Here is a 22,541-nt window from a genome sequence, read left to right on the forward strand (position 1 = left end):
GTCGCGCGGGCGGGGCGGGGGGCCGCGGCGGCGGGTCGCCCCGCGGCCGGGGGGGGGGGGGGGCCCGGCGCCGCCCCCCCCCCCCCCCCCCCCGCCCGTGTGTCGGGGATACTGGTAGGCGCAGACACAGAGGGAAAGGCCACACAACGTGACTGAGATCGAGATCGGGCGCGGCAAGCGCGGCCGCAGGGCGTACGCGTTCGACGACATCGCCGTCGTCCCGAGCCGGCGCACCCGGGACCCGAAGGAGGTCTCGATCGCCTGGCAGATCGACGCCTACCGCTTCGAGCTCCCCTTCCTGGCCGCTCCCATGGACTCGGTGGTCTCGCCGCAGACCGCGATCCGCATCGGTGAGCTCGGCGGCCTCGGCGTGCTGAACCTCGAGGGCCTGTGGACCCGGTACGAGGACCCGCAGCCGCTGCTCGACGAGATCGCCGAGCTGGACGAGGCCACCGCGACCCGCCGTCTGCAGGAGATCTACGCGGCGCCGATCAAGGAGGAGCTGATCGGGCAGCGCATCAAGGAGGTGCGCGACTCGGGTGTGGTCACCGCCGCCGCGCTCTCCCCGCAGCGCACCGCGCAGTTCTCGAAGGCCGTCGTCGACGCGGGCGTGGACATCTTCGTGATCCGCGGCACCACCGTCTCCGCCGAGCACGTCTCCGGCGCGGCCGAGCCGCTGAACCTGAAGCAGTTCATCTACGAGCTGGACGTCCCGGTCATCGTCGGCGGCTGTGCCACGTACACCGCGGCCCTGCACCTGATGCGCACCGGCGCGGCGGGTGTCCTGGTGGGCTTCGGCGGCGGTGCCGCGCACACCACCCGCAACGTGCTCGGCATTCAGGTCCCGATGGCGACCGCGGTGGCCGACGTGGCCGCGGCCCGGCGCGACTACATGGACGAGTCCGGCGGCCGTTACGTGCACGTCATCGCCGACGGCGGCGTGGGCTGGTCCGGCGACCTGCCGAAGGCGATCGCCTGCGGCGCCGACGCGGTCATGATGGGCTCCCCGCTGGCCCGCGCCACGGACGCGCCCGGCCGCGGTCACCACTGGGGCATGGAGGCCGTCCACGAGGACGTGCCGCGCGGCAAGCTGGTCGACCTGGGCATCGTCGGCACCACCGAGGAGATCCTCGCGGGCCCGTCGCACATCCCGGACGGCTCGATGAACTTCTTCGGCGCCCTGCGCCGCGCGATGGCCACCACGGGCTACAGCGAGCTCAAGGAGTTCCAGCGCGTCGAGGTCACCGTCGCGGACGCGCAGCACAAGCGCTGACGCCGGTCCCGCCGGTTTCGCGGCGGGCATGTCGTACGGGATGTCGTAAGGGATGTCGTACGGGAAAGGGCCCCGCACCTTCGAGGTGCGGGGCCCTTTCCCATGGGCGGGGGCGCCCTCCTACTCGGCGCCCTCCTACTCGGCGGCCTTCTTCGAGCCGCTGAACGCGGCGAACGCGGCCAGCGCGAAGAACAGGAAGGTCAGCGGGTCGAGATCTTCCTTCCACAGAGCCTGCACGGCGTCGAGGTGGTCGGTGAGGATCGTGCCGACCGAGATGTTCAGCTGCTTGCCGACGAGGATCGCGACGGCGAGCAGCTGGCCGAGGTAGACCGCGCCGAGCGAGAGCACGGCGCTGACCACCGGCAGGACCGGGTTGCGGCCGCCGGCCTTGCCCGCGGCGAAGCCGACGAGGAAGCCGACGCCGACGGCGGCCCAGCCGATCTCGCGCTCGATGGCACCGGCGATCCCGCCGTAGGCGCCGCCCGCGACGAGCGCGGCGACGAGCGCGGCCACCAGGCCGAGGCCCATGTTCGACCGGGCGGGCGCGGCCGGGGCGAACGGCGGCTGCGGCAGGGGCTCGGCGCCCTGGGCGAAGGGGTTGCCGGTCTGCGGTGCGGCCTGCGGAGCGGTCGGCTGAGCGGGCTCGGCGCCCTGGGCGAACGGGTTGCCGGGCGGCGGGACGGGCTGAGACATGAAGAAGTTCCCCCCATGGGAAGCGTGATGGAGCGATGAAGCGGCCTGGAGGCTAGCAGGCGTCCACGACATCCTCACAGGGGGTTTACTTCGGACACCCCCTAGAGCCGGTGGGCCGCGCCCGTCGGGGTGGCGCCGCGGGTGTCGAGGAGGAGCTGGGCCTTCACCGAGAGCCCCTGAAGGTCGTAGGTGCGGTGGTGCTGGAGCAGGATCGTGAGGTCGGCGTGGGCGGCGGCCTCGTACAGCGAGTCGGCGCGCGGGACGGGCAGCTCGCGGACGCGCCAGTCGGGGACGTACGGGTCGTGGTAGCTGACGGCCGCGCCCAGCTCCATCAGGCGGCGGGCGATCTCGTCGGCGGGGGAGCCCTGGCGGTCGGCCAGGTCGGGCTTGTAGGTGACGCCGAGCAGCAGGATCCGGGCGCCGCGGGCGGACTTGCCGTGCTCGTTGAGGAGGGTGGCGCAGCGCTGCACGACGTACTGCGGCATCCGCTGGTTGACCTGCCCGGCCAGTTCGACCAGGCGCAGCGGGCGGTGGCCCGCGAGGGTGTCGACGGGGACGCCGTGGCCGCCGACGCCGGGGCCGGGGCGGAACGCCTGGAAGCCGAAGGGCTTGGTCTCGGCGCAGCGGATGACGTCCCAGAGGTCGACTCCGAGGTCGTGGCAGAGCACCGCCATCTCGTTGACCAAGGCGATGTTGACGTGCCGGAAGTTGGTCTCCAGGAGCTTGACGGTCTCCGCCTCGCGCGGTCCGCGGGCCCTGACCACCTTGTCGGTGAGGCGGCCGTAGAAGGCGGCGGCGGATTCGGTGCAGGCGGGGGTGAGGCCGCCGATCACCTTGGGGGTGGCGGCGAGGCCGCGGGCGTCGCCGTGGATCCGGCTGCCGGGGTCGAGCCGGCCGGGGGAGTAGGCGAGGTGGAAGTCGCGTCCGGCGCGCAGCCCCGAGCCGCCTTCGAGGAGCGCGCGCAGCGGGCCCTCGGTGGTGCCGGGCGGCACCGGGGACTCCAGGATCACGGTGGTGTGCGGCCGCAGCCGGGCGGCGAGGGCGCGGGCGGCGTCGGTGACGGCGGTGAGGTCGAAGCCGCCGTCGGGTCCGGGCGGGGTGGGGGCGCAGATGACGGCGGTGCGGACCCGGCCGAGATCGGCCGGGCGGTCGGCGGCCTTGAAGCCCGCGGCGAGCAGCCGCCGGATCTCGGGCGCGGTGAGGGAGCCGTCGACGGGGGGCCGGCCCGCGGCGAGTTCGGCGACCGGGCGGGGGTCGGTGTCGTATCCGATGGTGGCGATGCCGGCCGCGGTGGCTGCCTGGGCGAGCGGGAGTCCGTGGTGGCCGAGGCCGATGACGGCGAGATCAGCGGGCATGGAGGTGGGCCGTCCTTCCCAGTAGCCGGAGGGGACGCGGCTCGCAACCCCTGTGGACCAAGGAAGCGAACGCAATGTCAGACTAAGAGTAAATATGACCGATATGCGGCATTGCGGGCCCGGAGGTCGCCGAGTGTTATCCACAGGGTGGGTGGTGGCGGTGGCTGAACTCGCGGGGGCGGGACAGAATCGACTGCGAGAGCCGGGCCGGGGGACGACGGGAGGCACCAACCGTGAGGACAGCGACACTGGGACCCGCAGAGCGCGCCGAGGCGCTGGCGGCGATGGCCGAGGGCGAGCTGGACGTGCTGGTCGTGGGCGCCGGGGTGGTGGGCGCGGGCACCGCGCTCGACGCCGTCACCCGCGGCCTCGCCACCGGCCTCGTCGAGGCCCGCGACTGGGCCTCCGGCACCTCCAGCCGGTCGAGCAAGCTGATCCACGGCGGCCTGCGCTATCTGGAGATGCTCGACTTCGCCCTGGTCCGTGAGGCCCTCAAGGAGCGCGGCCTGCTCCTCGAACGGCTCGCGCCGCACCTGGTGAAGCCCGTCCCGTTCCTCTATCCGCTCCAGCACAAGGGCTGGGAGCGGCTGTACGCGGGCTCGGGCGTCGCGCTGTACGACGCGATGTCGGTGTCCTCGGGACACGGCCGCGGCCTCCCGGTGCACCGCCACCTCAGCCGCCGCCACGCCCTGCGGGTCGCGCCCTGCCTGCGCAAGGACGCTCTGGTCGGCGCCCTGCAGTACTACGACGCCCAGATGGACGACGCCCGCTTCGTCGCCACCCTGGTGCGCACCGCAGCCAGTTACGGCGCGAAGGTCGCCAGCCGGGCCCGGGTCGTCGGCTTCCTGCGGGAGGGCGAGCGGGTGGTCGGCGCCCGGGTGCGGGACGTCGAGACCGGCGGGGAGTACGAGATCAGGGCCCGTCAGATCGTCAACGCCACCGGGGTGTGGACCGACGACACCCAGGCTCTGATCGGCGAGCGCGGCCAGTTCCACGTCCGCGCCTCCAAGGGCATCCACCTGGTGGTGCCCAAGGACCGGATCCACTCCAGCACCGGACTGATCCTGCGCACCGAGAAGTCCGTGCTGTTCGTCATCCCCTGGGGCAGGCACTGGATCGTCGGCACCACCGACACCGAATGGGACCTCGACAAGGCCCATCCGGCCGCCTCCAGCGCCGACATCGACTACCTCCTGGAGCACGTCAACAGCGTCCTGGCCACCCCGCTCGGCCGCGACGACGTCCAGGGCGTCTACGCGGGCCTGCGCCCGCTGCTCGCCGGTGAGTCCGACGCCACCAGCAAGCTGTCCCGCGAGCACACCGTCGCCCACCCGGTCCCCGGCCTGGTGGTCGTCGCGGGCGGCAAGTACACCACCTACCGGGTGATGGCCGAGGACGCCGTCGACGAGGCCGTGCACGGCCTCGACAAGCGGGTCGCCGCCTGTGTCACCGAGGACACCCCGCTGCTCGGCGCCGAGGGGTACCGGGCGCTGTGGAACGCCCGCGCGGGCATCGCCGCGCGCACCGGCCTGCACGTGGCCCGCGTCGAGCATCTCCTCAACCGGTACGGCTCCCTGACGGAGGAGATCCTCGACCTGATCGCCGCCGACCCGGCGCTCGGCAGGCCGCTGCCCGCCGCCGAGGACTATCTGCGGGCCGAGATCGTCTACGCCGCCTCCCACGAGGGCGCCCGCCACCTCGACGACGTGCTCACCCGGCGCACCCGGATCTCCATCGAGACCTTCGACCGGGGCACCCGCAGCGCCCGCGAGTGCGCCGAACTCATGGCGCCGGTGCTCGGCTGGGACGCCCGGCAGATCGACAAGGAGGTCGAGCACTACGAGAAGAGAGTCGAGGCGGAGCGCGAGTCGCAGCGCCAGCCGGACGACCTGACGGCGGACGCCGCGCGCCTCGGAGCGCCGGACATCGTGCCGATCTGACCCGTTCAGGGCACGTCCCGGGGGTGCCGGACGTTCTCGGAGTTCGGACCCGGGGGAGGCAGCGGTCCCGGAGTGAGGGACAATGAGCTCTCTTCCAGGGCGGGTTGCCGCATCGCGCGGGAGCGCCGGGCGCGGGCGTGATTCAGGGATCGCAGAGGGGACGCATGTCGGAGGCGGAGCAGTCGCGGAACACAGGGCGCGACCCCCGGCGGGACGCCGCCTCGGGCGCGGCCACCGACGGCGACCGAGGCGCGGTCCCGACCGCGCGCTCGGCGGAGCCGGACGAGCGGTCGCCCAAGGGTGGTGACGCCGTGTCGGACGCCGTGGCGGACGGTACGTCGGGCGCCGCTCCGGGTGCCGCTTCGGGCGCGGGCAAGGCCGCGGCGGAGCCGGTGGACGCGGCGCCGAAGGACGCGAAGCCCCAGGCCGGGGCGGACGCGAAGGCGTCGGGTGCGAAGGCGTCCGGCGCGCGGACTTCGGCCGGGGAGCCATCGGACGCGAAGCCGTCGGACACGAAGCCGTCGGACCGGCGGCCGGGTGCGAAGCCGGGCGCGGGCGCGCCCGTCACCCTGTCCAAGAAGTCCGGGAGCTCCGAGTCATCCGGCTCGTCCGGCTCGTCCGGCTCGACCGGGTCGACCGACGGGGCCGAGCCGGTCGCCGGGTTCGGGGCGGACACCGCGGCCGGCACCGGAACCGGCAGCACCGCAACCGGCGGCACCGGCCGCCCCGGTGACGCGGCGTCGGCCGAGGGCAGGCTGCTCGCCGGGCGCTACCGGCTCGGTGTGATGCTCGGCCGCGGCGGCATGGGCACGGTGTGGCGCGCGGTCGACGAGACCCTCGGCAGGACCGTCGCCGTCAAGGAGCTCCGCTTCCCCAGCAGCATCGACGACGACGAGAAGCGCCGCCTGATCACCCGGACCCTGCGCGAGGCCAAGGCCATCGCCCGGATCCGCAACAACGGCGCCGTGACCGTCTACGACGTGGTCGACGAGGACGACCGCCCGTGGATCGTCATGGAGCTCATCGAGGGCAAGTCGCTCGCCGACGCCGTCCGCGAGGACGGCACCCTCAGCCCGCGCCGCGCCGCCGAGGTCGGCCTCGCCATCCTCGACGTGCTCCGCTCCGCGCACCGCGAGGGCATCCTGCACCGCGATGTGAAGCCCTCCAACGTGCTGATCGCCGAGGACGGCCGGGCCGTCCTCACCGACTTCGGCATCGCGCAGGTCGAGGGCGACCCCTCGATCACCTCCACCGGCATGCTCGTCGGCGCCCCCTCGTACATCTCGCCGGAGCGCGCCCGCGGCCACAAGCCCGGCCCCGCCGCCGACCTCTGGTCGCTCGGCGGACTGCTCTACGCGGCCGTGGAGGGCAGCCCGCCGTACGACAAGGGTTCCGCGATCGCCACCCTCACCGCGGTGATGACCGAGCCCGTCGACCCGCCGAAGAACGCGGGCCCGGAGCTGGAGAAGGTCATCTACGGCCTGCTCGCCAAGGACCCGGCGCAGCGGCTCGACGACGCGGGCGCCCGGGCACTGCTGCGCGCCGTGCTCGACGCGCCCGAGGCCCCGCCGCAGCCCTCGCCCGAGGAGACCCGGGTCGTCCCGCTGCCCCCGCTGCCACCGGGCGAGCCCACGGCCGGTGCCGGGCCGAAGCCCGCCGAGGCCGCGGCCGACCGGATGCGCGGCGCCCTCAAGTCCGTGCGCAACGCCGCCGGAGCGGCCCGCACCGAGCCGCCGCGCCCCGCCCGGGGCACCACCGGCCACGCCGCAGGACCCGGCGCCGGAGCGGGCGCCCCCGACCGGCCCGGGTCGGCGAAGGCGTCGCTCACCGACGTCGTCCCGCGCCGCACCCTGGTGATCATCGCCGGGGTCGTGGTGCTGGCCCTGCTCGGCACGATCCTGTACGTCGCCCTCGGCGGCAACAAGGACGACGGCGACCAGCGGGCGGGCGCCGCGAACGGCGGCACCACCGCGTCCGCCGGGGCCTCCGGCGGCGCGGGCGGCAAGAACACCGACACCTCGCCGAGCGACCCGACCCAGCAGGGCAGCGGCGGCAAGCCGGCCGCCAGCAACGGCGGCCAGAGCGGCAGCACCCCCTCCGGCACGCCCGGCACCGCCCAGAACGGCGGCTCCGGCACCGGCGACACCGGCGACACCGGCGGCGCGGGCGCCGCGCTGCCGCCCGGCTACGTCCTGGTGACCAACGACCGCTTCCACTTCTCCATGGCCATGCCCGCCGCGTTCCGGATGACCGACATAGCGGGGGACAACTCCGGCGGGATATTCAACGCCGCCAAGGGCTCCTTCCCGCGCGTGCAGGTCGACTTCAACGACAGCCCGCGCGACGACGCGGCGGCCGCGTGGCGGGCCGCGATGGCAGGAGTCGCGGCGAGCAGCAACGGGTACAAGCACATCGGCATAGGTCCGGTGTCCTACAAGGGCTACCCGACCGTCGCCGACTGGGAGTTCGAGCGCACCCAGTACGGGCAGCGGATCCGGGTGCTCAACCGGGGCTTCAAGGTGGACGCCGACCGCGGCTACTCGATCATGATCAGCTGCGCCGCCGACAAGTGGGACGCGGCGGACTGCAAGACGCTGCGGGAGACGGCGTTCGCCACGTTCAGCCCCACGGACTGACCGGCGCACGTATCGTGAGAGGCCCCGCCCGAGACCGTGCGGGTGGGGCTCGGGGGACGGCAGGCGCGTGGGGAGGCGTCGTGGACGACTACGCCGGAAGGGTGCTCGCGGACCGCTACCGTCTGCCGCTGCCGCCACCGGACACGCACGCGTATCCGCACGAACTCGCGGAGACGCGCGCCTTCGACACCTACAGCGGCCAGGAAGTGCGCATCCGTCAGGTGCCGCTGCCCGAGGTCGTCGACGCCGAACTGCTCGACGGACAGCCCTACACCGAGCAGGGCCGGGCCACCCGCCGCCCGGCCGAGCCGACCGTCCGGCGCGCCGTCGAGGCCGCCCAGGCCGCCGCCCGGATCCCCGACCACCCGCGCCTCGACCAGGTCTTCGACGTGTTCGCCGAGGGCGGCTCGCTGTGGATAGTGAGCGAGTTCGTCCCCGCGACCCCGCTCTCCGAACTCCTCGCCGAGGGCCCGCTCAGCCCGTTCCGGGCCGCCGAGATCGGCGCCGACCTGCTCACCGCGCTGCGCGCGCTGCACGCGCACGGCTGGACCCATCGCAACGTCACCGCCCGCACCGTCCTGGTCTGCGACGACGGCCGCGTGGTCCTCACCGGCCTGGCCGCGGGCGCCGCCGAGGAGGCCCTGTGCGGCTACGCCCCGGTGCCCGACCCCGACGAGGACGACGCCTTCCCCTACCGGCCGCGCGCCGCCGAGGAGTTCCCGGCAGCCGAGGCCGAGGCCGAGGTGTACGAGGCGGAAACCTACGACACCTACGACACCGACGACACCGACGGCACCGAGACGCACGAGGACGAGGCGTACGGCGCCGAGGGGTACGAGGACGACGCCGACACGGACGCCGACGCCCGCCCGTACGGGCGCGGGGAGTCCGGCCCGCCCGAGCTCGGCCGCTACGCCACCGGCGGCGCCCCGTACGGCGCGTTCCCGGACACCGCCGCCGTGCCCGCGCCGATTCCGGCCCAGGCCCCCGCCCCGTACCCGTACCACGACACCGTGCTGCCGCCCGCCCGTTCGCCCGAGCCGTACCCCGACCAGACGTACCCCGACGAGACCTACGTCGACGAGCGCGGCCAGGACGGTGACGCGTACCCCGACGAGACCTATCTCGACACCCACCCCGACACCCACCCCGACGGTGGCGAAGGTGACGCGCCCGCCGCCACCGGGTACGGGCCGCACGGCGGCACTCCCTACGGTCCCGCCCGCGGCGCCCGGCCGGAACCGCCCGCCGTGCCCCCGGCGCAGGCCGGGCCGGTCGCGCCGCCCGCCGCCGACCCGCGCGCGCGGGCCGGGGCGATCGCCGCGTACCGGGCGGGCGCCCGGGCAGCCGCCGCGATCGGCGACACCGGCTCGCTCCCGGCCCAGCGCCCCGCCGGACCGCAGTCCGGACCGCAGTCCGGGCCCCCGGCCGGGCCGCCGGTCCCGCCCGAGCCGCAGTGGTGGGCACGGCCCGCCGACGACGGGGCCGACGACGGCGATGACGACGACACGTACGACGCCTACGACCGCTACGGACCGGAGGGCCCCGACGGCCCCCACCACCCCGACGGCCCCGACGACGAGGGCGGGACCCGGCCGCCCCGCGCGTACCTGATCGGCAACTGGAGCGACGGCCCGCACGCCTCCCGCGACGGCGGTCCGGCCGGTGGCGGCCCCGGCGGGGGCGGCCCGGTGCTGCCCGCGCTCCCCGCCGGATACCGGGCCGCCGCGCCCGACCCGGTGGCCGAGCCGATGCCCGCGCCCGCCGCCGACAGCTACCGCGGCCCGGTCACCCGGCTCGCCGCCGAACGCGCCCGGCAGACCCGGATGGCCGTGGTCGGCGCGGTCACCGAGCGCTGGGCGCCCGAGCAGGCGGGCCCGGTGCACGAGCACTGGCGGCTGGCCCCGCCGATCGGCCCCGCCACCGACCTGTGGGCGCTCGGCGCGCTGCTCTACCGGGCCGTCCAGGGCCACGCCCCGTACCCCGAGGACAACGTCGCCGAGCTGGTCCAGCTGGTCTGCGCCGAGCCGCCCGCCTTCGCCGAGGAGAGCGGCCCGCTGCGCCCGGTGGTGGAGTCGCTGCTCCGTCAGGACCCCACCGAGCGCCTGGACGTCGAGGAACTGAGCGGCTGGCTGCGGTCGCTCGTACGGTCCGCGCCCGAGCCGGACGCCGGGACCGGCGTCGTCCCGCTGCCGTCGCCCGATGCCACCCGGCTGCCCATCGTGCGCCGCCGGGGCGAGCTGGTGCGCCGCTGGCGCGGCGGCGCGGGCAGCCGACGCAGGCATGCCAAGGGGCGCGAGGGGCGGGGCGCGGCGGGCGGTCCCGAGTACGTGTCGTCCGCCCTGTACGCGGACGAGCCGGCCGGGTCGGGTCCCCGGGTGGCCTACGCGCCCGCGTACACCCCGACGGAACCCGCCGCGCCCGCGCCCGAGCGCGCCGCGCCGGAGCCCCGGCCGGCCTACGCGAACCAGACCGAGTACGCCGAGTACGCCGAGTACGCCGACGGGCAGGGCTACGACGAGATCCCGCAGCGCGCCTCACGCGCCCCGCGCGCGCCCGGGCGCCCCTCGGGCTCCCCGCGCAACCTCGGCCGCACCCTGCTGGTCCTGGTCCTGGTGCTGCTCGCCGCCGCCATCGTCTACGCGGCCTTCTTCATGCCCCGGCAGGGCGCGGGTGACGGCGGTACGGGCAAGGGCGGCACGGGCAAGGCCCCTTCGGCCTCCGGCGTCCCGGCCACGCCGTCCGGGCAGCCGCCCACGACCGGCGGCCCGTCCACCGGCACCGGCACGAAGCCGACCCCGGGTCCGACGGCCACCACCGCGCGGCCCACCGGGGATCCGTCGACGCCCGCCCTGGCCGAGGGCTACCAGCTGCACAAGGACCCGGAGGGGTTCCAGGTCGGCCTCGCGCGCGGCTGGCGGCGCAGCCCGATCAACGACGCCGGGCAAGTGCGCTTCACCAACGGTGACTTCACGCTGATCGTGGTGCCCGGCCGGGACTCGGTGCGGGCGTCGGGCGCCGACCCGCTCGCGTACCAGAACAACAAGGAGCGCGAGCTCCAGCCGTGGCGGGACTCCTCCTGGGCCGGTGCCTCCGGGCTCCGCCGGATCGACATCGGCCAGCAGGCCATGGCGGTCGGGCAGTTCACCTGGCCGGACAGCACCGGGCGTGAGGTGTTCGTGCGGAACCTGGCGCTGATCGACCGCGGCCGCTACCACGTCGTCCAGGTCATCGGACCTGATGAGCGACGTGACAAGGTGTCCGAGATCTACGACCAGGCGGTGAAGGTCTACCGGGCGACCCGCTGACCTGCGGCGCCGCCCGTCCCACCGGGTGGCGTCCGGGCGCTGTCCAGGCGATGTCCGGGCGGCGCCCGGGTCCGGTCGCGGTTGGCCGAAAACCGTTGCTGGTTACAGCTTGTCGGCAAAGCGAGCCCCGAGGTTCCGTCCGCCGTACCCCCCTCCGTAATCTTTCCTCGGAAGCGACCGAGCGGGGGCACGTGGAACATTCTGAGAGCACCGGAACCGGGCTGCTGCTCGCCGGTCGCTACCGGCTGGGCGAGTCCATCGGCCGCGGCGGCATGGGCAAGGTCTGGCGCGCCCACGACGAGGTGCTGCACCGGGTCGTGGCCGTCAAGGAGTTGACGGCGGGCCGGTTCGTGGCCGAGGCCGACCGGCTCGTGCTGCACGCCAGGACACAGAAGGAGGCCCGGGCGGCGGCCCGGATCAGCCACCCCGGCGTGGTCACCGTGCACGACGTCCTGGAGCACGACGACCGCCCGTGGATCGTCATGCAGTACGTGGACGGCCCCTCGCTCGCCGACGCGACCAAGGAGTCCGGCACCGTCGAGCCGCGCGAGGCCGCCCGGATCGGCCTGCACGTGCTCGGCGCGCTGCGCGCCGCGCACGCCGCCGGGGTGCTGCACCGCGATGTGAAGCCGGGCAATGTGCTGCTCGCGCGCGACGGCCGGGTGCTCATCACCGACTTCGGCATCGCCGCGATCGAAGGCGACTCCTCCATCACTCGTACGGGTGAACTCGTCGGCTCCATCGACTATCTGGCGCCCGAACGGGTGCGCGGCGGCGACCCGGGCTCCGCGTCCGATCTGTGGTCGCTCGGCGCCACGCTCTACGCGGCGGTGGAGGGTGGCTCGCCGTTCCGCCGCAGCTCGCCGATCGCCACCATGCAGGCCGTGGTGACCGAGGAACCGCCGTACCCGGAGAAGGCCGGGGCGCTCGCCCCGGTCATCGTCGCGCTGCTGCGCAAGGACCCGGAGCAGCGGCCGCGCGCCGACGAGGCCGAGCGGATGCTGCTCGACGCCATGGAGGGGCGCGCCCCGCAGGCGGCACAGGCGTACGTGCCGACCCAGCGGATGCGCCCCGAGGACCTCGCCGCCGCCGCGCCCGGGACGACCACCCCGCTGCCGGTGCCGTACGAGGAGCTGACCGAGGACCCGACCGCGCGGGTCCGGTCCGGGACGGGCACCCAAGTCCCTGGCACCCCGGCCGCCGCGTCCGCCCCCTCCGTAACGGTGGGAGAGCAGGCCACTCCCGCCACCCCGACCGCTTCCGCCACCCCGGGCACCACCGGCACCTCGGCCACTCCAGCCGCTCCCGTCCCGTCGCCGGGCGGTCCGGCGAACGGTTCCGGCCACGGCGGCGGCACGGTCGGCACCGGTACCACCGGAACCACCGGCACGACCGGCACCACCGTCGGCACCGGCGGGCCCCGCCCTCGGGGCCGCTGGCGCCCCGCGCTGATCGCCGCCGTCCTCGCCGGACTGCTCGCGGGCGGCGCCGTGTTCGTCGCCATGACCCAGTTCGGCGACAAGGGCGGCGACCAGGGCGGCGAGGGCAAGCCGGGGCCGACCGTCACCGACGGGGCGACCAAGTCGCCCGCCAAGGGCGGCGTCCCGGCGGGCTGGCACCGGGTCCAGGACCCGGAGGGCTTCAGCCTGGTCGTCCCGGACGGCTGGAAGCGCCAGATGGACGGCGACCAGATCGACTACACGCCGGACAACGGCCGCCACCGCATCCGGATCAGCGTCGACAAGTCGCCCGACTTCGAGAACCCGTACATGCACCTGCTCGATCTGGAGAAGATCGTGGCCAGGCGGATGGAGTACAAGCGGGTCCGGCTGACCCAGAACACCTTCCGCGACCAGGTCAATTCCGCCATCTGGGAGTTCACCTGGATCGAGAAGCAGACGTTCCCGGGACCGCGCCACGCGATCGACCAGGTGTACTACGGCGACGACGGCGTCGAGTACGCCCTGTACATGGCCTCGCCCGAGACGACCTGGGACCGCACCCGCGAGCAGTTCGACATCATGAAGAAGTACTTCAAGGCCCCGGGGGAGGCCGTGAGCCCCTGATCAGGGCGGATGTGCCAGCGATCGCTGGCGCGGTTGTGCGCGCCCGGTGAAAACGCGTTACTGGTGGGTACCCAAAGCCGGGATTGCGGCCTACGCTCGGGCTCATGACGGACTCGCAGGCAGCCGACGCGCAGGCCCCCACCACCGCCCAGACCGCCGAGGCCGGCCCGGCCGACCAGGTCCGGGCCACCCTGGTCGCCGAGGCGCCAGGGCGCGGCACCAACCCCGTCGCGGCCGCCCCCGCCGGGGCGCGCACCGCCGCCGACGTGGTCACGCCCGACCTGGTCGCGCGGCTCACCCGCGGGCTCGTGGGCTCCGGCCGTACCGCGAACCACACCCCCTTCACCGGGGCGAAGCTGGCCGACCTGCCCGAGTCCACCCCGGACGACGTCGCCGAGGCGTTCCGCCGCGCCCACGCCGCCCAGGGCGCCTGGGCCGCGACCCCGGTCCGGGCCCGCGGCGCCGTCATGCTCCGCTTCCACGACCTGATCCTCGACCGGCAGGCCGAGATCCTCGACCTCATCCAGCTGGAGACCGGCAAGGCCCGGCTGCACGCGCACGAGGAGGTCCAGTCGGTCGCCGTCGCCGCCCGGCACTACGGCCGCAAGGCCGACGCCTATCTGCGGCCCCGGCGGCACACCGGCGTGGTGCCCACCCTCACCAAGGTCACCGAGCTGCGCCAGCCGCGCGGGGTCGTCGGCCAGATCGCGCCCTGGAACTACCCCCTGGAGCTGTCGGTCGGCGACGCCCTGCCCGCCTTCGTGGCCGGCAACGCGGTGGTGATGAAGCCGGACACCGAGACCGCGCTCACCGCGCTGTGGGCCCGTGACCTGCTGATCGAGGCCGGGATGCCGGCCGAGGTGTTCCAGATCGTGCTCGGCGACGGCCCGGTGGTCGGCCCCGAGGTGGTCCGGCACGCCGACTACGTCTCCTTCACCGGCTCGACCCGTACCGGCCGCGAGGTCGCCCAGGGCGCCGCCGCCCGGCTCGTCGGCGTCAGCCTGGAGCTCGGTGGCAAGAACGCCATGCTGGTGCTCAAGGACGCCGACATCGAGAAGGCCGCCGCGGGCGCCGTCCGCGCCTGCTTCTCCTCCGCGGGCCAGCTCTGCATCTCCATCGAGCGGCTGTACGTGCACGAGTCGATCGCCGACGACTTCGTCGCCCGCTTCGCCGCCCGCACCCGCGCCATGCGGCTCGGCAGCTCCCTCGCGTACGGCGCGGACATGGGCTCCCTGGTCGGCGAGCGGCAGCTGGAGACCGTCACCCGGCACGTCGACGAGGCCGTCGCCAAGGGCGCCACGCTCGTCGCGGGCGGTGTCGCCCGCCCCGACATCGGCCCGCTGTTCTACGAGCCGACCATCCTCGACGGCGTCGAGGCGCCGATGGCGGTCTGCGCCGAGGAGACCTTCGGCCCGGTCGTGTCGATCTACCGGTTCACGGACGAGGACGAGGTCGTCGAGCGCGCCAACGCCACCGCGTACGGCCTCAACTCCTCCGTCTGGACCACCGACTCGCGCCGCGGCCACGCGGTCGCCGCCCGGCTGCGCACCGGCACCGTCAACATCAACGAGGGGTACGCGCCCGCGTACGGCAGCGTGCGCGCCCCGATGGGCGGCATGAAGGACTCCGGCCTCGGCCGCCGGCACGGCTCCGAGGGCATCCTCAAGTTCACCGAGGCGCAGACCGTCGCCCAGCAGCGGCTGATCCCGCTGGCCCCGTCGCTCGGCATGGACGACGCGAAGTACGCCGCGTTCATGACCACGTCACTGAAGGTGATGAAGGCCCTGCGGCTGCGCTGACCCGCGCCCGCGCCCGCATCCGTATCCGATTCGCCGTCCCTGTCGGCCCGTTCCGGTCCCGTTCCGTACGAGGAGAGCCATGACCGCGGTACCCCCTGCCCAGAATCAGGCCGAGGACGGCCCGGAGGGCGACGACAGCGCGTACGACGACACCGCGTACGACTACGACGTGGTCGTGATCGGCTCCGGCTTCGGCGGCTCGGTCACCGCGCTCCGGCTCACCGAGAAGGGCTACCGGGTCGGCGTCCTGGAGGCCGGGCGCCGCTTCACCCGGGCGACCCTGCCGAAGAACTCCTGGGACCTGAAGAACTTCCTGTGGGCCCCGACGCTCGGCCTCTACGGCATCCAGCGCATCCATCTGCTCGGCAACGTCATGGTCCTCGCGGGCGCCGGGGTCGGCGGCGGCTCGCTCAACTACGCCAACACCCTGTACGAGCCGCTGGCGCCGTTCTTCGACGACCCGCAGTGGAAGGACATCACCGACTGGCGCGCGGAACTCGCCCCGTACTACGACCAGGCCAAGCGGATGCTCGGCGTCCGGGTCAATCCGACGATGACGCCGTCCGATGTGCACCTGAAGGCCACCGCCCAGGCCATGGGCATCGGCGACACCTTCCACCTGGCGCCGGTCGGCGTGTTCTTCGGCGACGGGCAGGACTCCGACGGCTCCGAGACGGCACGGGCCAGGCCGGGCGGCGAGGTCCCCGACCCGTACTTCGGCGGCGCGGGCCCGTCCCGCCGGGCCTGCACCGAGTGCGGCGAGTGCATGACCGGCTGCCGCCACGGCGCCAAGAACACCCTCAACGAGAACTACCTCCACCTCGCCGAGCGGGCCGGGGCGACCGTCCACCCGATGACCACCGTCGTCGCCGTGACCGAGAACTCGCGCGGCGGCTTCGCGGTGCGCACCCTGCCCACCGACAACCGCAAGAAGGGCGCGGGCCGCACCTTCACCGCCCGCCGGGTGGTCGTCGCGGCCGGCACGTACGGCACCCAGACGCTGCTGCACCGGATGAAGGACAGCGGTCTGCTGCCGCACATCTCGGGGCGGCTCGGCGAGCTGACCCGGACCAACTCCGAGGGCCTGGTCGGCTCCCAGACCACCGACCGGCGCTACCGCAAGCGGCACGGCCACGCGCGCGCGGACTTCACCAAGGGCGTCGCCATCACCTCGTCCATCCACCCGGACGAGAACACCCACATCGAGCCGGTGCGGTACGGCAAGGGCTCCAACTCCATGGGCGCCCTCACCGTCCTCCAGGTGCCTTACGGCGCGCACCGGGTGCGCCGCTGGCTCGGGGAGGTCGTCAGGCACCCCGCCCTGGCCGTCCGCTCGCTGTCCAACCGGCGCTGGTCGGAGCGGACCATCATCGGCCTCGTCATGCAGTCCCTGGACAACTCGCTCACCACCTACCGCAGGCCCGGCGGCCTCGGGAAGGGCCTGCTCACCGCCCGGCAGGGGCACGGCGCGCCGAACCCGACCCAGATCGAGGCGGCGACCAGGGCCGCGAGCCTGATGGCCGAGGAGATCAACGGCTTCGCCGGGTCCAACATCGGCGAACTGATGGGCACCCCGCTCACCGCGCACTTCCTGGGCGGCTGTCCGATCGGCGCGGACGCGGAGTCCGGTGTCATCGACCCGTACCACCGGCTGCACGGGCACCCGGGCATCTCGGTGGTCGACGGCGCGGCCGTCTCCGCCAACCTCGGCGTCAACCCGTCGCTGACGATCACGGCGCAGGCCGAGCGCGCGATGTCCTTCTGGCCCAACAAGGGCGACGCCGACCCGCGGCCCCGGCCGGGTGCCGCGTACGTGCGGATCGCCGCCGTCGAGCCGAAGTCGCCCGCCGTCCCGGCGGAGGCGTTCGGCGCGCTGAAGCTGCCGTTCCTCGGGATGCCCGCGCTGCCGCCGAAGGCGGCGAAGCCCGCGGAGTAGGAGCGGGTGCCGTCCCGGCCGGGATTCCGGTACTCCGGCCGGGATTCCGGTACTCCGGGCGGGCGGCCCGGGACAGCGGAAAGGGCGCTGCACCCCCCTCCGAGTGCAGCGCCCTTCCGGTCTCCCGGTGTTGCTGACTAGATGACCGGTGACCTGGGGCATTGGTTGTAGCCCGCTCACGGAATCTTTATGTGACGCGCGTCACATGTGGGGCGGGTGATCGGTGGCGCCCGGGCCGGACATGGCACAGGGGCCCCGCGGCGCGATTCCGGTCGCGCGCACGGGGCCCCTGGAGGGCACCGGCGTCAGGGCTGCGGCGGTGCCGTGGGGGCGGCGCCGGGGGGTGGGGCGCCGCGTCGGGAAAGAAGGCGGAGGGGTGTCGCGGGGAGCGGGACGGTGCGGGACGCTTCGGTTCGGTTCGTATCGGCCGAGTCGCGGTCGGTCCCGGGCGTCCCCGGGACCGACCGCCTTTTCTGGGTGACCGGGCTGCTGTCCCCTGCCGTCCGGTCACGCGCGCTGGGGCGAGGTCCCACGACGCACCTCAGAGGTACGTCACACGCCCCAGCGAAGCCACGCGTGGTCTTGTTCGGGCCCGCCCCTGGCTGGCACGGACATCACGACCAACGAAGCCGCGGCGGACCCGGTCACGCGCCGTACGGGTGAGAGGCGGCCCGAACTCGGGTGCGGGGGCGTACGGGGACCGGTCCCGCGTCGCCCCGGGGGCGCTGCCGCAGGGTGGCTCAGACCCGGCCGCGGCACAGCTCCAGCATGGTCATCGCGAGCGAGGTGCCCGGCTTGCCGAGCGCGTCGCGGTAGTGCGCCAGGACCTCCATCTCGCGGGCCAGGTTCACCCGGCGGCCGCCGGAGGTGATCCGGGCCTCCTGGATGACGGCCGAGACGGCCATCCGTTCCTGGATCAGACCGATGATCCGGTCGTCGAGCGCGTCGATCCGCTCGCGGGCGTCGCCGATCAGGCTGGCCGCCTCGTCGGTGCGGGCGCCGGTCTGCTCGGTGAGGGTCTTGGTGCTCGTGGTGACGCTCATGGGTGGGGCTCCTTGTGCTCGTCGTGGTGGTGGGCACGGGGCCGGAGCGAGAGGACCCGAAACACAGAACGCCCCGGGCCTTTCGGACCGGGGCGCCTGGGAAGTCGTTGTCAGTTGCTGCAGCAGCACGACCTGTGGCGTCCGGACCGGCCGGCGCCATAGGTAAAGACGTGGTTCGTGAGCTTGCGCATGGCAGACAGTATGGCCCTCGGTGACGGAGCGGGGGCAACCCGGGTTCGGATGGTGAGACGAAGACCACCCCGGGGCCGCCCCGATTCGGATGGTGCGACGAAAGCCGAATCCCGCGCGCCGGTAGAATCGACAAATAGAGAACCTCTCCCACCCCCGCCGGAAGGCCGCCGTAGTGTCCTCAGCGCCCCCCGCTGCCGCGCCCGACGTCGTCCTGGTCGTCGACTTCGGCGCCCAGTACGCCCAGCTCATCGCCCGTCGCGTCCGTGAGGCGCGGGTCTACAGCGAGATCGTCCCGTCCACCATGCCGGTGGCCGAGATGCTGGCCAAGAACCCCAAGGCGATCATCCTCTCCGGCGGTCCGTCCTCCGTGTACGCCGAAGGCGCCCCGCGCCTGGACCGCGCGCTGTTCGAGGCCGGGGTCCCGGTCTTCGGCATGTGCTACGGCTTCCAGCTGATGGCGACCACGCTCGGCGGCACCGTCGACAACACCGGCTCCCGCGAGTACGGCCGTACCCCGCTGCACGTCTCCAAGGCCGGCTCGACCCTCTTCGAGGGCACCCCGGTCGAGCAGTCGGTGTGGATGTCGCACGGCGACGCCTGCTCCGCCGCCCCCGAGGGCTTCACCGTGACCGCGTCCACCGACGTGGTGCCGGTCGCCGCCTTCGAGAACGACGAGAAGAAGCTCTACGGCGTCCAGTACCACCCCGAGGTGCTGCACTCCACGCACGGCCAGCAGATCCTGGAGCACTTCCTCTACCGCGGCGCCGGCATCAAGCCCGACTGGACCACCGGCAACGTCATCGAGGAGCAGGTCGCCGCGATCCGCGCCCAGGTCGGCGGCAAGCGCGCGATCTGCGGTCTGTCCGGCGGCGTCGACTCCGCCGTGGCCGCCGCCCTGGTGCAGAAGGCCATCGGCTCGCAGCTCACCTGCGTCTACGTCGACCACGGTCTGATGCGCAAGGGTGAGACCGAGCAGGTCGAGAAGGACTTCGTGGCCGCCACCGGCGCCAACCTGGTCGTCGTCGACGCCCAGGAGCGCTTCCTGACCGCGCTGGCCGGCGTCTCCGACCCGGAGACCAAGCGCAAGATCATCGGCCGGGAGTTCATCCGGGTCTTCGAGCAGGCGCAGCTGGAGATCCTCCAGGAGGAGGGCCCCGAGGTCGCGTTCCTCGTGCAGGGCACCCTCTACCCGGACATCGTCGAGTCCGGCGGCGGCACCGGCACCGCCAACATCAAGTCCCACCACAACGTGGGCGGCCTCCCCGACGACATCGAGTTCGAGCTCGTCGAGCCGCTGCGCCAGCTGTTCAAGGACGAGGTCCGGATGGTCGGCCAGGAGCTCGGCCTGCCGGAGGAGATCGTCCAGCGCCAGCCGTTCCCCGGCCCCGGCCTCGGCATCCGCATCGTCGGCGAGGTCACCAAGGAGCGCCTGGACCTGCTGCGCGAGGCCGACGCCATCGCCCGCGAGGAGCTGACCTCCGCCGGTCTCGACCGCGAGATCTGGCAGTGCCCGGTCGTGCTGCTCGCCGACGTCCGCTCGGTCGGCGTCCAGGGCGACGGCCGCACCTACGGCCACCCGATCGTGCTGCGCCCGGTGTCCTCCGAGGACGCCATGACCGCCGACTGGTCGCGCCTGCCGTACGAGGTGCTCGCCCGCATCTCGACCCGCATCACCAACGAGGTGGCGGACGTCAACCGGGTCGTCCTCGACGTGACCAGCAAGCCCCCGGGCACCATCGAGTGGGAGTGACCCCTCCCGCCGTACGTGCCTGAGCGCGCCTGAAGCCGTCGTCCCCGAGCAGGGGGCGGCGGCTTCGCGCGTACGCCGACTCCGTACGCCGAATTCGTACGCCGAGTTCGGACGCCGGGTCTGTACGCCGACTGCGGACGCCGAGTTCGTACGTTGTCCGTACGGGCTCTGGTGACTTGCGGGTACGGGCGTTACCTTCCGGCGCATGACCGAGATACCGGCGCCCGGCCCGGCCCCCGTCCCCGTGGACCAGCTCCACTTCGCCATGCCGCCCGTCCACGCGACGGCCGCCGAGGAGCGCCTGCACCGCAAGCAACGGCTCGCCGCCGCGCTGCGGATCTTCGGGCGGCTCGGTTACGAGGAGGGCGTGTCCGGGCATCTCAGCGCGCGCGACCCGGAGCATCCCGACTGCTACTGGGTGAACCCCTTCGGTGCCCCGTTCGCCGACCTCACGGCGAGCGACCTGATCCTGGTCAACGGGGACGGCCAGGTCGTGCACGGCGGGCAGCACGTCAATCAGGCCGCCTTCACCGTGCACGCCCAGGTGCACCGGGCCAGGCCGGACGTGGTGGCGGTGGCGCACACCCACTCCACGCACGGGCGGGCGCTCGCCGCGCTCGGCGAGCTGATCGACCCGATCACCCAGGAGGCGTGCGCCTTCTACCAGGACCACGCCCTCTACGACGCCTACACCGGGGTCACCGTCGACCCCGAGGAGGGCCGCCGGATCGCGGTCGCGCTCAGCGGCTTCAAGGGGATCGTGCTGCGCAACCACGGGCTGCTCACGGTCGGTTCGTCGGTGGACGCGGCGGCCTGGTGGTTCATCGCGATGGAGCGCTGCGCCCAGGTGCAGCTGGCGGCACGGGCGGCGGGCAAGCCGGTGCTGATCGACCACCGGGACGCCGTCGCCACCCGGGAGCAGCTCGGCAGCGATCTGGTCGCGTGGATCAACTATCAGCCGCTGTGGCGGCGGATCAGCCGCACGGAACCCGAACTCCTGTCGTAGAAGACTCCTTTCCGTCAATGTGATGACTCTTCAATCACTCCCGCACCGGGGGTGGTGTCGCCTCTCCCGGGGCATTGGGTGCGGCACAATTCCCTGGAACCATGGGCGAGTTGGCTGACCGTTGTGCTGGGTCGGGCCGACGGTGCCGGTCGGACGAGTGGGGAAGTGGGCGGCGCCGTGGCGGTGCAAGAGGCGAGAGTGTGCGGCGACCCGGACGGCGGCGGCTGCCCGCACTGCGAACGCTCCGGCCACCGGCGTGCCGTCGCCGCCTTCCTCGCCCGCCGCGACGAACTCGCCGCCGGGCACGGGGTGCCCGCCGCCCTGGCCCACTCGCCGGTCGCCTCCCGGCAGTGGGTCTCCGACGCGCTCGCCCAGTCCGCCCGCACGGTGAGCGCCCGGGGCCGGGACGCGGGCCCCGGCCGCTCCGGCCGGGTGCGCCGCCGCACGGTCGCCGCCGCCTGGGGCGCGGTGCTCGCGCTGCTCCTCGGGCAGGCGCTCACCGCCCTCGGCACCGGCTGGACCGGCACCCGCACCGCCGCCCTGGGCGCGGCCGCGGTGCTCGCCGCCGCGCTGACCGGCGCCGCCGGGCTGCACCGGGCGCGCGGCGGGGTCCTCGCGCCGCTGCTCGGCGAGGACAACCGGGTCTCCACCTCCCGTACCGTCGCCGCCTGCTGGCTGCTGCTCGCCGTCTTCGCCGTCCTCCAGCTCTCGCTGCTGCTCGCCGCCGGGGCGCCGCACGTCGACCTCGGGCTGCGGCGCGGCGCCGGACTGCTCGTGGTGCTGGCCCTGGCCGGGTGGACGGCGGTCACCGCGCGGCTGATCGTGGCGCTGCGGGTGGCGGGCCGCCGGCTGCAGAAGGTCCGCGCCGACCGGCCCAGGGCCGCCGATCTGCTCTGCGACGACGACGGGCGGGCCGCCCTGACCGACCTGCAGTACGTCCTGGTGTCGACCGCCGTGCTGGTGGTCGCCGCGGTGCGGCTCGGCCGCGCCCCGGACCGGCTGCCCGAACTGCCCTGGGCGCTGGTGCTGCTGTTCGCCGTCTCGGTCACCTGCTACCTCTCCGGGAAATGCGCCGAGGGCGGCCGCCCCAAGATCTTCTCGGTGGTCCGGGCCCGCGAGGCGGGCGACCTCGACGCGCCCATCCGCACCGGCGACGACATCGAGATCCGGGGCACCGGCTTCGTCCCGGCGGGCGCCGCCGCGCCCGATCCGCTGACCCGGCTGGTGGTCCGGATCGGCCCGGTGCACGCCCATGTCCCGCTGGTGCCGGTGCCGGGCGGCTTCGCCAACCCCACCGACACGGCCCTCACCGTGCCGCTCCCGGTCGATGTGGAGCCCGGCCGGGTCGAGGTGTGGGTGGTGACCGCCGCCGGGGTGGAGACCAACCGGGTCACCGTCGACGTCCTCGACTGACCACCCCGACCCGGGCCCCCGGGGCCCGCGGCCCCCTTCGGTCACCGGAAACCCCGGGCCCAGGGAATGACCCCGCACAGAAATCCGAGGAGAATCGTTCCTGGGGGACTGTTGAAGGTAGAACGGACCCG

At 74.0% G+C, this 22,541-nt stretch carries 13 protein-coding genes; 10 read left to right on the plus strand and 3 right to left on the minus strand.

The features are described 5' to 3' along the window. The first annotated feature begins 148 nt into the window (after positions 1 to 148). Positions 149 to 1,273 carry a GuaB3 family IMP dehydrogenase-related protein gene (locus tag ACIPXM_RS03065; protein WP_401651292.1) on the plus strand — a complete coding sequence of 375 codons (1,125 nt, stop codon included), beginning with the start codon at positions 149 to 151 and terminating at the stop codon, positions 1,271 to 1,273. A 135-nt stretch (positions 1,274 to 1,408) separates the two neighbouring features. Here the strand turns inward: ACIPXM_RS03065 and ACIPXM_RS03070 are convergent, their stop codons facing one another. Both ACIPXM_RS03070 and ACIPXM_RS03075 read right to left on the minus strand, forming a co-directional pair. Continuing rightward, positions 1,409 to 1,966 (minus strand): hypothetical protein, encoded by a 558-nt coding sequence (locus ACIPXM_RS03070; RefSeq protein ID WP_401651295.1) that lies wholly within the window; start codon positions 1,964 to 1,966, stop codon positions 1,409 to 1,411. 101 nt (positions 1,967 to 2,067) lie between these two features. Next, a complete protein-coding gene (locus ACIPXM_RS03075; protein WP_401651297.1) occupies positions 2,068 to 3,321 on the minus strand; it encodes a nucleotide sugar dehydrogenase in 1,254 nt (417 codons plus the stop codon). Between the two features lie 233 nt (positions 3,322 to 3,554). Here ACIPXM_RS03075 and ACIPXM_RS03080 point away from each other — a divergent pair, with 233 nt between their 5' ends. The 6 genes from ACIPXM_RS03080 (at position 3,555) to ACIPXM_RS03105 (ending at position 17,006) form a co-directional block, all read left to right on the plus strand. Beyond that, positions 3,555 to 5,261 carry a glycerol-3-phosphate dehydrogenase/oxidase gene (locus ACIPXM_RS03080; protein WP_401651300.1) on the plus strand — a complete coding sequence of 569 codons (1,707 nt, stop codon included), beginning with the start codon at positions 3,555 to 3,557 and terminating at the stop codon, positions 5,259 to 5,261. 164 nt (positions 5,262 to 5,425) lie between these two features. Continuing rightward, a complete protein-coding gene (locus tag ACIPXM_RS03085) occupies positions 5,426 to 7,897 on the plus strand; it encodes a serine/threonine-protein kinase (protein WP_401651303.1) in 2,472 nt (823 codons plus the stop codon). 80 nt (positions 7,898 to 7,977) lie between these two features. Beyond that, positions 7,978 to 11,205, plus strand: a complete 3,228-nt coding sequence (locus ACIPXM_RS03090; protein ID WP_401651306.1) for a protein kinase — start codon at positions 7,978 to 7,980, stop codon at positions 11,203 to 11,205. Positions 11,206 to 11,396: 191 nt separating this feature from the next. Beyond that, complete coding sequence (locus tag ACIPXM_RS03095; protein WP_401651309.1) at positions 11,397 to 13,271, plus strand: protein kinase; 1,875 nt, start codon at positions 11,397 to 11,399, stop codon at positions 13,269 to 13,271. 104 nt (positions 13,272 to 13,375) lie between these two features. Next, complete coding sequence (locus tag ACIPXM_RS03100) at positions 13,376 to 15,070, plus strand: succinic semialdehyde dehydrogenase (RefSeq protein ID WP_401651312.1); 1,695 nt, start codon at positions 13,376 to 13,378, stop codon at positions 15,068 to 15,070. 79 nt (positions 15,071 to 15,149) lie between these two features. After that, the gene (locus ACIPXM_RS03105) at positions 15,150 to 17,006 is read left to right on the plus strand and encodes a GMC oxidoreductase (RefSeq protein ID WP_401651315.1); all 1,857 of its coding nucleotides are present in this window, start codon (positions 15,150 to 15,152) and stop codon (positions 17,004 to 17,006) included. A 740-nt stretch (positions 17,007 to 17,746) separates the two neighbouring features. Here ACIPXM_RS03105 and ACIPXM_RS03110 read toward each other — a convergent pair. Then, positions 17,747 to 18,049, minus strand: a complete 303-nt coding sequence (locus tag ACIPXM_RS03110) for a chorismate mutase (RefSeq protein ID WP_401651318.1) — start codon at positions 18,047 to 18,049, stop codon at positions 17,747 to 17,749. 364 nt (positions 18,050 to 18,413) lie between these two features. Between ACIPXM_RS03110 and guaA the strand changes: the two genes are divergently transcribed. The 3 genes from guaA to ACIPXM_RS03125 all read left to right on the plus strand — a co-directional run bounded on the left by guaA (position 18,414) and on the right by ACIPXM_RS03125 (position 22,410). Further along, complete coding sequence (guaA, locus tag ACIPXM_RS03115; protein ID WP_401651321.1) at positions 18,414 to 19,991, plus strand: glutamine-hydrolyzing GMP synthase; 1,578 nt, start codon at positions 18,414 to 18,416, stop codon at positions 19,989 to 19,991. A gap of 205 nt (positions 19,992 to 20,196) precedes the next feature. After that, a complete protein-coding gene (locus ACIPXM_RS03120) occupies positions 20,197 to 20,997 on the plus strand; it encodes a class II aldolase/adducin family protein (protein ID WP_401651324.1) in 801 nt (266 codons plus the stop codon). A 177-nt stretch (positions 20,998 to 21,174) separates the two neighbouring features. After that, positions 21,175 to 22,410, plus strand: coding sequence for a hypothetical protein (locus tag ACIPXM_RS03125; protein ID WP_401651326.1), 1,236 nt, complete (start codon positions 21,175 to 21,177; stop codon positions 22,408 to 22,410). The last annotated feature ends 131 nt before the right edge of the window (positions 22,411 to 22,541 follow it).

Source organism: Streptomyces sp. NPDC090025 (assembly GCF_044748125.1).
Taxonomy (GTDB): domain Bacteria; phylum Actinomycetota; class Actinomycetes; order Streptomycetales; family Streptomycetaceae; genus Streptomyces.

Bases quoted from the DNA above. Each gene is read 5' to 3' on its own strand.
- ACIPXM_RS03070 (WP_401651295.1), bottom strand. From the start codon at position 1,966: ATGTCTCAGCCCGTCCCGCCGCCCGGCAACCCGTTCGCCCAGGGCGCC.
- ACIPXM_RS03075 (WP_401651297.1), bottom strand. From the start codon at position 3,321: ATGCCCGCTGATCTCGCCGTCATCGGCCTCGGCCACCACGGACTCCCG.
- ACIPXM_RS03085 (WP_401651303.1), top strand. From the start codon at position 5,426: ATGTCGGAGGCGGAGCAGTCGCGGAACACAGGGCGCGACCCCCGGCGG.
- ACIPXM_RS03100 (WP_401651312.1), top strand. From the start codon at position 13,376: ATGACGGACTCGCAGGCAGCCGACGCGCAGGCCCCCACCACCGCCCAG.
- ACIPXM_RS03105 (WP_401651315.1), top strand. From the start codon at position 15,150: ATGACCGCGGTACCCCCTGCCCAGAATCAGGCCGAGGACGGCCCGGAG.
- ACIPXM_RS03110 (WP_401651318.1), bottom strand. From the start codon at position 18,049: ATGAGCGTCACCACGAGCACCAAGACCCTCACCGAGCAGACCGGCGCC.
- ACIPXM_RS03120 (WP_401651324.1), top strand. From the start codon at position 20,197: ATGACCGAGATACCGGCGCCCGGCCCGGCCCCCGTCCCCGTGGACCAG.